Origin of the sequence: Xenorhabdus budapestensis (assembly GCF_017743015.1) — a bacterium.
GTDB classification, from domain to species: Bacteria; Pseudomonadota; Gammaproteobacteria; order Enterobacterales; family Enterobacteriaceae; genus Xenorhabdus; species Xenorhabdus budapestensis.
In genome coordinates this window covers 2,919,527-2,934,168 of the sequence record NZ_CP072455.1, presented here as the reverse complement: position 1 = coordinate 2,934,168, position 14,642 = coordinate 2,919,527, and the positions used below count along the sequence as shown (strand labels likewise).

Genomic DNA, 14,642 nt, shown 5'->3' with positions numbered 1-14,642 from the left:
TTTCATTTCCTGTTTCTGTTAATACCCCATAACTTCATAATAGAATTGTGGAGTCCAGCCTAATTGTGGAGTGATAACCGATATAGTTAAGGTGTCTTTCGATATTCCCATTCCATCCGGATTATTGCGTTGTGTTTTAACATCAGCCGGGTAGCTAGGGTTTTGACCATCGAAATTATCTCCGACAATACTGGCATGACATGAAATGATGCCATTTGACAAGCTGATTGGCAGTTGTACTTTGTAGTAATTGGTGTAATACGTTATTCCACCGATAACTGACATATTAACTGCTTGAATTGGGTCACTGGCTACGGCAACCCCGTTTATCTGGATGATATCACCAAGTCTGATGACAGTGGCTTCTTGTCCGATTAAACGAGATTCAATATTTAACCCAACCAGATTAGCTAAACCAAGATTTCTTACAAAAGCATTTTTGTCTGGAATATCAGCTCCGTTCTCATTTTTTGCCAGCCGACTATTGGCGTTTGTGTTTACTTTCGCTATACGAGAATCTACTTCGTTTTTGCTATAGGCGCCTACATCGGATGCAGTAAGTACAATGTCTGTTAACAATGCCTTACTATTCACTGTACGAGTTAATGGAACTTTGCCGTTTACATTATTATTGGCATCATTTGCTAACTTCCTGACTGTATGGATTTGTTGATCGATTTCTCCTCTAGTATAGGTATCTATATCAGATGCAGTAAGTGTAATGTCTGTTAACAGCGCTTTATGATTCACTGTACGAGTCATTGGCACTTTGCTATCAGCATTGTTATTGGCAGAGTTTACTAGCTCATGAATATTATCAATAAGCTGGCTGGTTTCTTCTTTGTTGTAGGCATCGACATCAGCCGCCACCAGTTTAATGTCATTCACCAACTCTTTATTGTTGATGCGGCGGGTTAACGGCACTTTGCTTTCTGCCACTTTCATGATCGGTGCATCACCGTCTTTAATCCGTGCATCGGTTTCGCTCTTGCTGTAGGCACCAACATCAGCCGCCACCAGTTTAATGTCATTGACCAGCTCTTTATCATTGACACGGCGGGTTAACGGCACTTTGCTGTCCGCGGCTTTCAGGGCCTGTTGGGCTTCATTCAGGGCCCGCTGGGCTTCATGTATAGCCTTCTGGGTTTCCTGCATGACTTGCGCATCACCGTCTTTGATCCGGCTATCGGTTTCGTCCTTGCTGTAGGCGCCGACATTGGCGGCAGTCAGGGTAATGTCATTGACCAGCTCTTTATCATTGACACGGCGGGTCAGAGGCACTTTGCTGTCCGCGGCTTTCAGAGCCTGTTGAGCTTCCTGCATAGCCTTCTGGGCTTCCTGCATGATCGGGGTATCACCGTCTTTGATCCGGCTATCGGTTTCGTCCTTGCTGTAGGCGCCGACATCGGCGGCAGTCAGGGCAATGTCATTGACCAGCTCTTTATCATTGACACGGCGGGTCAGAGGCACTTTGCTGTCTGCGGCTTTCAGGGCCCGCTGGGCTTCCTGCATAGCCTTCTGGGTTTCCTGCATGACTTGCGCATCACCGTCTTTGATCCGGCTATCGGTTTCATCCTTGCTGTAGGCGCCGACATCGGCGGCAGTCAGGGTAATATCATTGACCAGCTCTTTGTCGTTGACACGGCGGGTTAACGGCACCTTAGTGTCCGCTACTTTCATGACTTGCGTATTGGTTTCTTCCTTGCTGTAGGCGCCGACATCGGCGGCGGTCAGGGTAATGTCATTGACCAGCTCTTTATCATTGACACGGCGGGTTAACGGCACTTTGCTGTCCGCGGCTTTCAGGGCCTGTTGGGCTTCATTCAGGGCCCGCTGGGCTTCATGTATAGCCTTCTGGGTTTCCTGCATGACTTGCGCATCACCGTCTTTGATCCGGCTATCGGTTTCGTCCTTGCTGTAGGCGCCGACATCGGCGGCAGTCAGGGCAATGTCATTGACCAGCTCTTTATCATTGACACGGCGGGTTAACGGCACCTTAGTGTCCGCCACTTTCATGACTTGCGTATTGGTTTCTTCCTTGCTGTAGGCGCCGACATCGGCGGCGGTCAGGGTAATGTCATTGACCAGCTCTTTATCATTGACACGGCGGGTCAGAGGCACTTTGCTGTCCGCGGCTTTCAGAGCCTGTTGAGCTTCCTGCATAGCCTTCTGGGCTTCCTGCATGATCGGGGTATCACCGTCTTTGATCCGGCTATCGGTTTCGTCCTTGCTGTAGGCGCCGACATCGGCGGCAGTCAGGGTAATGTCATTGACCAGCTCTTTATCATTGACACGGCGGGTCAGAGGCACTTTGCTGTCCGCGGCTTTCAGGGCCTGTTGAGCTGCCTGCATGATCGGGGCATCACCGTCTTTGATCCGGCTATCGGTTTCATCCTTGCTGTAGGCGCCGACATCGGCGGCAGTCAGGGTAATGTCATTGACCAGCTCTTTATCATTGACACGGCGGGTTAACGGCACCTTAGTGTCCGCCACTTTCATGACTTGCGTATTGGTTTCTTCCTTGCTGTAGGCGCCGACATCGGCGGCGGTCAGGGTAATGTCATTGACCAGCTCTTTATCATTGACACGGCGGGTTAACGGCACTTTGCTGTCCGCGGCTTTCAGGGCCTGTTGAGCTGCCTGCATGATCGGGGCATCACCGTCTTTGATCCGGCTATCGGTTTCATTCTTGCTGTAGGCGCCGACATCGGCGGCAGTCAGGGTAATGTCATTGACCAGCTCTTTATCATTGACACGGCGGGTTAACGGCACCTTAGTGTCCGCCACTTTCATGACTTGCGTATCGGTTTCTTCCTTGCTGTAGGCGCCGACATCGGCGGCAGTCAGGGCAATGTCATTGACCAGCTCTTTATCATTGACACGGCGGGTCAGAGGCACTTTGCTGTCCGCGGCTTTCAGAGCCTGTTGAGCTTCCTGCATAGCCTTCTGGGCTTCCTGCATGATCGGGGTATCACCGTCTTTGATCCGGCTATCGGTTTCGTCCTTGCTGTAGGCGCCGACATCGGCGGCAGTCAGGGTAATGTCATTGACCAGCTCTTTATCATTGACACGGCGGGTCAGAGGCACTTTGCTGTCCGCGGCTTTCAGGGCCTGTTGAGCTGCCTGCATGATCGGGGCATCACCGTCTTTGATCCGGCTATCGGTTTCATCCTTGCTGTAGGCGCCGACATCGGCGGCAGTCAGGGTAATGTCATTGACCAGCTCTTTATCATTGACACGGCGGGTTAACGGCACTTTGCTGTCCGCGGCTTTCAGGGCCTGTTGAGCTGCCTGCATGATCGGGGCATCACCGTCTTTGATCCGGCTATCGGTTTCGTCCTTGCTGTAGGCGCCGACATCGGCGGCAGTCAGGGCAATGTCATTGACCAGCTCTTTGTCGTTGATACGGCGGGTTAACGGCACCTTAGTGTCCGCCACTTTCATGACTTGCGTATCGGTTTCTTCCTTGCTGTAGGCGCCGACATCGGCGGCAGTCAGGGTAATGTCATTGACCAGCTCTTTATCATTGACACGGCGGGTCAGAGGCACTTTGCTGTCCGCGGCTTTCAGGGCCTGTTGAGCTGCCTGCATGATCGGGGCATCACCGTCTTTGATCCGGCTATCGGTTTCGTCCTTGCTGTAGGCGCCGACATCGGCGGCGGTCAGGGTAATGTCATTGACCAGCTCTTTGTCGTTGACACGGCGGGTCAGAGGCACTTTGCTGTCTGCGGCTTTCAGGGCCTGTTGAGCTTCATTCAATGCTCTCTGGGCTTCATGCATAGCCTTCTGGGTTTCCTGCATGACTTGCGCATCGCCGTCTTTGATCCGGCTATCGGTTTCGTCCTTGTTGTAGGCGCCGACATCGGCGGCGGTCAGGGTAATGTCATTGACCAGCTCTTTGTCGTTGATACGGCGGGTTAACGGCACCTTAGTGTCCGCCACTTTCATGACTTGCGTATCGGTTTCTTCCTTGCTGTAGGCGCCGACATCGGCGGCAGTCAGGGTAATGTCATTGACCAGCTCTTTATCATTGACACGGCGGGTCAGAGGCACTTTGCTGTCCGCGGCTTTCAGGGCCTGTTGAGCTGCCTGCATGATCGGGGCATCACCGTCTTTGATCCGGCTATCGGTTTCGTCCTTGCTGTAGGCGCCGACATCGGCGGCAGTCAGGGTAATGTCATTGACCAGCTCTTTATCATTGACACGGCGGGTCAGAGGCACTTTGCTGTCCGCGGCTTTCAGGGCCTGTTGAGCTGCCTGCATGATCGGGGCATCACCGTCTTTGATCCGGCTATCGGTTTCGTCCTTGCTGTAGGCGCCGACATCGGCGGCGGTCAGGGTAATGTCATTGACCAGCTCTTTATCATTGACACGGCGGATTAACGGCACTTTGCTGTCCGCGGCTTTCAGGGCCTGTTGAGCTTCATTCAGGGCTCGCTGGGCTTCATGCATAGCCTTCTGGGTTTCCTGCATGACTTGCGCATCGCCGTCTTTGATCCGGCTATCGGTTTCGTCCTTGCTGTAGGCGCCGACATCGGCGGCGGTCAGGGTAATGTCATTGACCAGCTCTTTATCATTGACACGGCGGGTTAACGGCACCTTGCTGTCTGCGGCTTTCAGGGCCTGTTGAGCTTCATTCAATGCTCTCTGGGCTTCATGCATAGCCTTCTGGGTTTCCTGCATGACTTGCGCATCGCCGTCTTTGATCCGGCTATCGGTTTCGTCCTTGCTGTAGGCGCCGACATCGGCGGCGGTCAGGGTAATGTCATTGACCAGCTCTTTATCATTGACACGGCGGGTTAACGGCACTTTGCTGTCCGCCACTTTCATGACCTGTGCATCACCGTCTTTGATCCGCGCATCGGTTTCGTCCTTGCTGTAAGCGCCGACATTGGCGGCAGTCAGGGTAATGTCATTGACCAGCTCTTTATCGTTGACACGGCGGGTCAGAGGCACTTTGCTGTCTGCGGCTTTCAGGGCCTGTTGAGCTTCATTCAATGCTCGCTGGGCTTCATGCATAGCCTTCTGGGTTTCCTGCATGACTTGCGCATCGCCGTCTTTAATCCGGCTATCGGTTTCGTCCTTACTGTAGGCGCCGACATCGGCGGCAGTCAGGGTAATATCATTGACCAGCTCTTTGTCGTTGACACGGCGGATTAACGGCACTTTGCCGTCCGCGGCTTTCAGAGCCTGTTGAGCTTCATGCATAGCCTTCTGGGTTTCCTGCATGACTTGCGCATCACCGTCTTTAATCCGGCTATCGGTTTCGTCCTTGCTGTAGGCGCCGACATTGGCGGCAGTCAGGGTAATGTCATTGACCAGCTCTTTATCGTTGACACGGCGGGTCAGAGGCACTTTGCTGTCTGCGGCTTTCAGAGCCTGTTGAGCTTCATGCATAGCCTTCTGGGTTTCCTGCATGACTTGCGCATCACCGTCTTTAATCCGGCTATCGGTTTCGTCCTTGCTGTAGGCCCCAACATCGGCGGCAGTCAGGGTAATGTCATTGACCAGCTCTTTGTCGTTGACACGGCGGGTTAACGGCACTTTGCTGTCCGCCACTTTCATGACCTGTGCATCACCGTCTTTGATCCGCGCATCGGTTTCATCCTTGCTGTAGGCGCCGACATCGGCGGCAGTCAGGGTAATGTCATTGACCAGCTCTTTGTCGTTGACACGGCGGGTTAACGGCACTTTGCTGTCCGCCACTTTCATGACCTGTGCATCACCCTCTTTGATCCGCGCATCGGTTTCGTCCTTGGTATAGGCGCCGACATCGGCGGCAGTCAGGGTAATGTCATTGACCAGCTCTTTGTCGTTGACACGGCGGGTTAACGGCACTTTACTGTCTGCGGCTTTCAGGGCTAATTCATTAGCTGATTTCACGGCTTTTGATGTTGCTGCATGGGCTTCACTGTTACTGTCTACAGCATTACTTAAGATAACAAATCCTTTGTTTTTCAACGTAGCATCTGGATGGTTACGGCTTTCTGCATGGTCTCTGATTTTGTCCCTTACGTATCTGCGAGTTGCTAAGCCAGAAAATAATTCTTCAAACGAACCTATCAAATTTATGTTATCAATAGGTAAAAGCATACGAATTGTTTGTTCATGCATCTGTGATTTGTACAGTTCAGCACAGTTTCCGATGGCAACTAGTGTACCACTTTTATCAAACAGGCCTATTTCACGGATCCACCAGCTACCCTCATCTTCTGGGAGTATCTGTTCAATAACAATTTGGTTAGGATTTTTAGGATCAATGAATAATCTGTCAATTTCTGCGCGATGTCTTTCATTAATCAATTGAGTTTGATTAGCATTAGGCGTTGGCAAATTTCCGTCGCCAACTGCCATATGTGTAATTTCAAACTTGTTACCTGAGGTTGCAGCGTCTTCCAGCTTATTGGCGCCTGAATCTGTCAATAATGAAAAATATTTCGTACTCATGTAATCCCCTTATTTATCAATGTCAAGTCAATGGAATAATTCACAAACCTGCCTGTTACGACACAAGTCCCTGTAGCATTTGCTTGAGCTATAACAGCAGACTGTTTAATGAGCTCATTGTTTTGGTAAACATGTGTTCGTGGAGAAATGTAGGCAGGTCATGCCTATATGAGACATACATTGCATCTGCAAGATAAAGCGGATTAATTATCTGAAAATTCAAATTAAATCAAAATAATGAAATTTGTCAGAAACGAAAAAACCGACATAGTGTCGGTTTTTGTCAGTAAATGATGTGTATCACTGAGTGGATTATTCTTTCATCTCTTCTTCTATTTTTAGCAAGGTGATTTTCACTTTGTTAATGCGATGACTAGTGATTTCCAGTGGTTCAAAAAGATAATCGCCAATTTGTAGTTGTTCCCCTTGTTGTGGAATATGTTGTAAATGTTCCATCAACAGGCCTGCTAGTGTTTGGTATTCGCGTTTTTCATCCAGTGGCAGTGGAACATAAAGTATCAGATCATCCAGTGGCATAAATCCATTGGCAATCCAATGCCCTTCTTCTGTGACCTGAATATCATGGCGAGCATCAATCTCTCCACTACCTACAGGCAAGTTTCCTGTGATGGTTTCCATTACATCTGTGACTGTGACAATACCTTCAACAGAGCCAAATTCATCAACAACAAAAGCAAAGTGAGTTTGTGCCTGACGGAACTGTTCTAACGCCTGAAGTAAAGAGAGAGATTCAGGGAAAATCAAAGGTTGTTGTACTAATTGCCGCAAATTAGATGTCTTATGAGTGAGTTGTTGATTAAGGATATCAATTACATGAACCACACCCAGCGGTTCATCACTAGTTTTTTCATCCGTGACAACAATCCGAGTATGTGGTTTTTGCTCCAGAAATATAGCCAGTTTATCAGTAGGTGAGTGAACATCAAGGTAAACCACGTCGTGGCGTGAGGTCATAATACTGCTGACTGTACGTTGTGCAAGACTAAAAACGCGGGCAATCATTTGCCGTTCTTGTGGTTCAAAAACTTCTTTGTGCTTTTCATGATCCGCGATCAAACTGGAGGTATGATTATCCAAATCCGCACTTTCACGTCTGCCATTTAAAATATGGAGGACAGCTTCTGCGGTTCTCTCACGCAGTGAGCGGGAAGCACTCAGGAATTTGCGACGATTGAACTGGGAGAATTGATTTAGTGCTTCGATCATAATGGAGAAGCCAATAGCGGCATAAAGATAGCCTTTGGGTATTTTGTAGCCAAAGCCTTCGGCTACCAGGCTGAAACCAATCATCAGTAGAAAACTGAGACACAGTATCACGATGGTAGGATGGGCATTAACAAACTTTGTCAGCGGCTTACTGGCCCATATCATCAGGATCATGGCGATGATGACCGCAGTAACCATGATGCCAATATGATTCACCATACCTACAGCGGTAATAACGGAATCCAGTGAGAAAACAGCATCTAAGACAATAATCTGTACGACAACTGCCCAAAAACTTGTTCCTTTACGTTGTTGATTGGTATGCAGGATTTTTCCTTCCAGCCGTTCATTCAATTCCATTGTGGCTTTAAATAGCAGAAACATTCCCCCTATCAGCATAATTAAATCACGGGCACTGAATGGGTGATCCCACAAGGTTAGCAATGGTGTTGTCAGAGAAATAAGCCAAGAGAGGCTGAATAGTAAGAGCAACCTCATCAAAAGAGCGCAGGACAAACCTGTGAGACGAGCTTTATCCCTCTGTTTTTCAGGAAGTTTATCTGCCAGAATGGCAATAAAGATTAAGTTGTCAATACCGAGAACAATTTCTAAAACGATAAGTGTGGCCAGACCTGCCCATATCGTTGGATCAGCGATCCATTCCATATAGTTTATTTTACCTTTTTAGTGTGACGGCTTGTGCCGACCTCTGAATAATGAGGATTGATTGCCAAAATATCAATAGGTGATTTATTACAGTTGGAAATTTTTTCAGCAAAAAAACAGTATCACAATATCGGTTGCATCAATAACTACCCCCGATACCCATTCCTGAGTTAACATGTGATCTCATTAACAAATTGTCTACTATATTTTGTTGTACGCTATATTGTTACATGTACAACATTTTGATAGGTAGCAAGTCATTATCAGACGGGAGTTATTCATGTCCAAGCAACAGATCGGTGTTGTCGGTATGGCGGTTATGGGACGCAATCTGGCGTTGAATATTGAAAGCCGTGGTTACTCTGTATCTATTTTTAACCGCTCCAGCGATAAAACTGATGAAGTTATCGCTGAAAATCCAGGGAAAAAATTAGTTCCAAGTTATTCCATTGAAGAGTTTGTCGATTCGCTGGAAAGGCCACGTCGTATTCTGTTAATGGTTAAAGCAGGTGAAGCTACGGATAAAACCATTGCATCTCTGACGCCGCATTTGGATAAGGGTGACATTCTGATCGATGGTGGCAACACCTATTTTCAGGATACTATCCGCCGTAATCGTGAATTATCCGCTCAAGGTTTTAACTTTATTGGTACAGGGGTTTCCGGTGGTGAAGAAGGTGCATTAAAAGGCCCTTCAATTATGCCGGGTGGTCAGAAAGAAGCTTATGAACTGGTTGCACCGATTTTGAAAGAGATCGCTGCTCAAGCAGATGGTGAACCTTGTGTGACTTATATTGGCCCGGATGGAGCAGGTCACTACGTGAAGATGGTTCATAATGGTATTGAGTATGGTGATATGCAGCTAATTGCTGAAGCTTATTCTTTGCTGAAACATTCACTGAATCTGAGCAATCAGGAACTGGCAGATGTATTCAATGATTGGAATCAGGGTGAGTTGAGTAGTTATCTGATTGAAATTACCTCTGATATCTTCAATAAGAAAGATGAAGAAGGTAAATATCTGGTAGATGTGATCCTGGATGAAGCCGCTAATAAAGGGACTGGTAAATGGACTAGCCAGAGTTCTCTGGATCTGGGTGTTCCAGTAACGTTGATTACTGAATCTGTCTTCGCGCGTTACATCTCTTCTATGAAAGATCAGCGAGTGGCTGCATCTAAAGTTCTGTCAGGGCCAGAAGCCCAGCCATTTAAAGGTGATAAGTCAGAATTTATTGAGAAAGTTCGTCGTGCTTTGTATTTAGGCAAGATCGTTTCTTATGCGCAAGGTTTCCAACAGTTGAAAGCATCTTCTGATGAATACAATTGGGATTTGAACTACGGTGAAATTGCCAAGATCTTCCGTGCTGGTTGTATTATTCGTGCGCAATTCCTGCAAAAAATTACGGATGCTTACAACGAAAACCAGGATATTGCTAACCTGTTGCTGGCACCTTACTTTAAACAAATCGCTGATGAATATCAGCAAGCTCTGCGCGATGTTGTTTCTTATGGTGTACAGAATGGTATTCCAACACCAACTTTCTCTGCGGCTATCTCTTATTACGATAGCTATCGCTCTGCCGTTTTGCCTGCCAACCTGATTCAGGCACAGCGCGACTATTTCGGAGCGCATACCTATAAGCGTATCGATAAAGAAGGTGTGTTTCACACTGAATGGTTATCATAATAGTTAGATATCTATAATAAATATTCAACTTTCAAAATGATGGGGTGCTGAGTTTTCAGCACCTTTTTGTAACAGAATTTTTTAATAAACAACATATAAGGAAATGATCTCTATCTCACCAACCATTCAGCAAATTGCGCCAGCCAGTGAGCCATATTTGCATCAAAAGCATGATGCATCACAATAATGCAGATAACCACCAGCCCAATTATTACCAGAACAAAAATATTATTCATAGAATAATCACCTATTTCGTCTGGTTAAATTATAGCAAAATATAAATTTTGTTTAAGTTTTTCTGGTTAACTGGAGAGTATTCTAAATGTGACTAACTCCGGTATGGCGATACCTGAGCGCCCTCCGGTGGTGTTTTGAATGTTTAATCCTGTATTTGACTCATTTTAAAATAAATTTTTATTTTTTTAGGTTTAGTGAATTTCAGTTTATTTTTTAATCCTACACTGGAGGTTATTGATGTGAGTCAAAATTACTGATGCAGATAAGTGACAAATTATAAATCACTTCTCTTACATCAGGATTTGAGATACCTCAGTAAAATCTAAGGAGTTCTTAATGGCAATATCAACTTTCTTTATCCCAGCAGTGAATAAAATCGGTATGGGATGCTTGAATGAAGCCGTTGAGTTAGTGAAAACTTATGGCTATAAACAGGCCTTGATTGTCACTGACCATGTGCTGAACGAGATTGGTGTTGTTGGGAAAGTTCAGAGGTTATTGACTGATGTAGGGATAAAAAGTGCAGTTTATGATGGAACGAATCCGAACCCAACTACGATCAATGTTGAACAAGGGCTGGCTATTCTGCGTCAGCATGATTGTGATTTTGTAATTTCTCTGGGTGGTGGTTCACCACACGACTGTGCAAAAGGTATTGCGCTGGTTGCCGCAAATGGTGGTGATATCCGTGATTATGAAGGTGTTGATCGCTCTGCGAAACCCCAATTGCCGCTGATAGCAATTAATACTACAGCAGGGACAGCTTCCGAAATGACGCGTTTTTGTATCATCACAGATATAGATCGCCATATTAAAATGGCAATTGTGGACAAAAACGTGACTCCAATCTTATCAGTCAATGATCCTGCATTGATGATTGGAATGCCAAAAGGGCTGACAGCTGCGACGGGTATGGATGCATTGACTCACGCGATTGAAGCCTATGTATCTATAGCAGCTAACCCGATCACTGATGCCTGTGCGTTAAAAGCGGTAACAATGATTAGCCGCTATTTGCGCCGTGCTGTTAAAGATGGTAGTGATGTGGAAGCGCGTGAAAATATGGCTTATGCCCAATTCTTAGCGGGTATGGCATTCAATAATGCTTCTTTGGGTTATGTTCACGCGATGGCGCACCAGTTAGGTGGTTTTTATGACCTGCCACATGGTGTCTGTAATGCGGTGTTATTACCTCATGTACAGCGCTTTAATGCCAAAGCCGCAGCATCTCGCTTGAAAGATATTGCTGCTGCGATGGGAGCCAATGTTGCGAATGTCGATGATCAAGAGGGTGCAGAAGTATGTATTCAAGAGATCAGTCGGCTGGCAAAAGATGTCAATATCCCGGCGGGATTAGCTGAGCTGAATGTTAAAGCAGAAGATATCCCAACATTGTCAGCTAATGCCTTAAAAGATGCTTGTGGTTTCACCAATCCGATTCAGGCATCACATGAAGAGATTGTTGCTATTTTCGAAGAGGCAATGTAGTGATTCATAACATTTTTTATTCATAAAATTTTTCATAAATTCTGCCATCTTCTCTGGTAAGGGTAAGATTTAGTAAAAAGCCACTTCGTTTTATTAAGGTAAATTAACGAAGTGGCGGTATTTTCGAACTTTGATTCCTATTCAGAAAACTATTCTTTAAAGGTTATTCCTTAATTGAATGCCTTTTTTGCAATTGGCGGATGACACAACTGAGATCCAAATCTTGATCTTGTAGTAACACTAACAGATGATAAATCAAATCCGCAGCTTCATTGATGAGCTCTTCTTTATCATTAACGGTTGCTGCTAATGCGGTTTCTACACCTTCTTCTCCCACTTTTTGCGCAATGCGTTTTGTCCCACTGGCGTACAGACAGGCAGTATAGGAGTTATCCGGGGACGCATTTTTTCGACTTGCTATTAACTGTTCCAGTTGGTAAAGAAAACCCCATTCTGTTTGTGCGGAAGCAAAACAGCTTTCAGTGCCTTTATGACAGGTTGGGCCGATAGGGTTGGCAAGGATAAGGAGAGTATCGTTATCACAGTCAGGGTGAATTTCAACTAATTCCAGAAAATTGCCGGAGCTTTCACCTTTAGTCCATAACCGTTGTTTAGTGCGCGAGAAAAAGGTAACTTTGCCTGAAATTAGCGTCACATTCAGTGCTTCCTGATCCATGTAACCCATCATCAACACTGTGCCAGATACTACATGTTGCACAATAACGGGCATGAGGTTATCGACTTTTTCCCAATCTAATTTTTCGATTTCTTGTTGTGTTAATGGCGGTATTGTTAACATGTTCTTATTTCAACCCCTTGTGCTGCCAGATACTGTTTCAGTTCACCAATGTTGATGATCTGTTTGTGGAAAACGGAAGCGGCTAAAGCACCATCAACATTAGCTATTTTGAAGGCGTCCAGAAAATGTATTGGAGCACCTGCACCACCGGAAGCGATTAAGGGCACAGAACAGGCTTCTCGAACTAGTTTAAGCTGGGTGAGATCATAACCACCACGAACCCCATCCTGATTCATCATGTTCAGGACAATTTCACCTGCTCCACGTTGTTGTACTTCTTTGACCCAATCTAATGTTTGCCATGAAGTTGCGATGGTGCGTTTTTCATCTCCGGTAAATTGATACACTTGATAGCTATTGCTCTTTTCATCAAACCATGTATCGATACCGATCACGACACACTGAACCCCATAGCGATCCGCCAGACGGTTAATTAAAGAAGGATCTGCCAAGGCAGGGGAATTAATAGAAATTTTATCTGCACCGAATGATAAGATTTGCCCTGCATCTTCGACGGTTTTGATCCCACCAGCAACGCAAAAAGGGATATCGATCACTTCGGCTACTTTCGCAACCCAGCTTTTATCGACTATGCGGCCAGCAGAAGAGGCGGTGATATCGTAAAATACCAGTTCGTCTGCACCTTCCTGGGCGTAGCGTTGTGCAAGGGGAACGATATCCCCAATAATCTCATGATTACGGAATTGCACCCCTTTAACCACTTGTCCATCGTGTACATCAAGGCAAGGGATTATGCGTTTTGCCAACATTGAATAGCCTCTCTCAGTGTGAATTTTCCTTCAAGTAACGCACGACCAACAATCACACCTGCAACACCAGACGCAGGTAGGGGAGAAATATCGGTAAGACTACCGATTCCTCCGGATGCTTGAAATGCAACTTGTGGATAGCGTTGACTGATTTCCTTATACAGTGAAATATTAGAACCACTCAGTGTGCCATCACGGGAAATATCGGTACATAGGACATGCTTTAGGCCAACAGAAAGATATTGTTCAACAACTTGTTCAAGTGTGACCTTACTGTTTTCCTGCCAACCACTGATGGCAATTTGTTTAACACTATCTGTATTGATGCGGATATCCAGTGCCAGCACTATGGCTTCTGCTCCGTAATCTTGAAACCATTGTTTAACTAATTCTGGCTGGGTGACCGCCATTGAGCCAATAACTATCCGACTTGCTCCTGCTTCAAAGAGCGCTTTGACATCGTTTTCTGAGCGGATGCCTCCACCTACTTGTACTGGAATGGAAACGCCCGCCAGTAGTTTACGTAACAATGTGATTTGGCGTTTGGTGGGATCTTTTGCTCCGGTCAAATCCACCAGATGTAATAGCTTGGCACCTGTTTGTTCATATTCCTGTAAACGGGATAAGGGAGAATTTCCATAATCCCGGCGTCGGTCATAATCACCCTGATGCAAACGCACAACGTTGCCATCAATTAGATCTAATGCAGGTATAATCATGCGATTACATCTCCAAAAAGTTTTTCAATAGCTGTGCCCCTGCCGCGCCGGAGCGCTCAGGGTGGAATTGCACACCAAAAAAATTGTTTTTTGCAATTGCACTACTGAATGGATTGCCATAATTCGTTTGAGCAATGGTGTATTCGCCAATAGGTAGGGCATAACTATGTACGAAATAAAAATAGGCATTATTTTTAATATTGTGGAACAAGGGATGTTCGGCGAGAACGTTAACTTGATTCCATCCCATATGTGGTAATGGCAAATCAGAAGTTGCCATTTTTCTGACAGAAGAATGGATTAATTTGAGTAATGGGATATTGCCACCTTCTTCGCTGATTTCAGCCAGAAGTTGCATACCCAGACAGATCCCTAATACTGGCTGAGTGAGAGAAGCGATCAGGGAGATCAATTTTCGTTGTTGAAGTTGATCCATTGCGGCAGTAGCTGTGCCTACACCTGGTAAGAACAGTTTCTCGGCTGATTTAACAATATCTGCATCACGACTGATTACAGGTTCATAGCCTAACCGACGAACAGCATAGGTAACCGAAGCAAGATTGGCACAGCCTGTATCCAAAATAACAACTTTCATCATCATT

The 14,642-nt window shown here is 46.0% G+C and carries 9 protein-coding genes; 2 read left to right on the top strand and 7 right to left on the bottom strand.

Going from position 1 to position 14,642, the window contains the following annotated elements:
* Positions 1-18 precede the first annotated feature (18 nt).
* Complete coding sequence (locus HGO23_RS12605) at positions 19-6,447, bottom strand: phage tail protein (protein WP_209026841.1); 6,429 nt, start codon at positions 6,445-6,447, stop codon at positions 19-21.
* Positions 6,448-6,759: 312 nt separating this feature from the next.
* The gene (locus tag HGO23_RS12600; protein ID WP_099136690.1) at positions 6,760-8,340 is read right to left on the bottom strand and encodes a TerC family protein; all 1,581 of its coding nucleotides are present in this window, start codon (positions 8,338-8,340) and stop codon (positions 6,760-6,762) included.
* Between the two features lie 280 nt (positions 8,341-8,620).
* On the opposite strand from HGO23_RS12600, the gene gndA reads away from it, so the two are divergent.
* Complete coding sequence (gndA, locus tag HGO23_RS12595; RefSeq protein WP_099136691.1) at positions 8,621-10,027, top strand: NADP-dependent phosphogluconate dehydrogenase; 1,407 nt, start codon at positions 8,621-8,623, stop codon at positions 10,025-10,027.
* 110 nt (positions 10,028-10,137) lie between these two features.
* Here gndA and HGO23_RS19950 read toward each other — a convergent pair whose 3' ends face one another.
* Complete coding sequence (locus tag HGO23_RS19950; RefSeq protein ID WP_280176113.1) at positions 10,138-10,263, bottom strand: hypothetical protein; 126 nt, start codon at positions 10,261-10,263, stop codon at positions 10,138-10,140.
* Between the two features lie 337 nt (positions 10,264-10,600).
* Here HGO23_RS19950 and yiaY point away from each other — a divergent pair, with 337 nt between their 5' ends.
* Positions 10,601-11,752 carry an L-threonine dehydrogenase gene (gene yiaY, locus HGO23_RS12590; protein WP_209026840.1) on the top strand — a complete coding sequence of 384 codons (1,152 nt, stop codon included), beginning with the start codon at positions 10,601-10,603 and terminating at the stop codon, positions 11,750-11,752.
* A 163-nt stretch (positions 11,753-11,915) separates the two neighbouring features.
* Here yiaY and hisIE read toward each other — a convergent pair whose 3' ends face one another.
* From hisIE to hisH, 4 genes are read right to left on the bottom strand one after another with little or no spacing between them, the layout of a single operon-like run.
* On the bottom strand, positions 11,916-12,551 hold the full coding sequence (hisIE, locus tag HGO23_RS12585) for a bifunctional phosphoribosyl-AMP cyclohydrolase/phosphoribosyl-ATP diphosphatase HisIE (RefSeq protein WP_209026839.1): 636 nt from the start codon (positions 12,549-12,551) through the stop codon (positions 11,916-11,918).
* The gene (gene hisF, locus HGO23_RS12580) at positions 12,545-13,321 is read right to left on the bottom strand and encodes an imidazole glycerol phosphate synthase subunit HisF (RefSeq protein ID WP_209026837.1); all 777 of its coding nucleotides are present in this window, start codon (positions 13,319-13,321) and stop codon (positions 12,545-12,547) included. The genes hisIE and hisF overlap by 7 nt, the downstream gene beginning before the upstream one ends.
* Positions 13,303-14,040: a 1-(5-phosphoribosyl)-5-[(5-phosphoribosylamino)methylideneamino]imidazole-4-carboxamide isomerase gene (hisA, locus tag HGO23_RS12575; protein ID WP_209026833.1), complete on the bottom strand. Its 738-nt coding sequence runs from the start codon at positions 14,038-14,040 to the stop codon at positions 13,303-13,305. The genes hisF and hisA overlap by 19 nt, the downstream gene beginning before the upstream one ends.
* 4 nt (positions 14,041-14,044) lie before the next feature.
* On the bottom strand, positions 14,045-14,635 hold the full coding sequence (gene hisH, locus HGO23_RS12570; RefSeq protein ID WP_209028782.1) for an imidazole glycerol phosphate synthase subunit HisH: 591 nt from the start codon (positions 14,633-14,635) through the stop codon (positions 14,045-14,047).
* Positions 14,636-14,642: the final 7 nt, after the last annotated feature.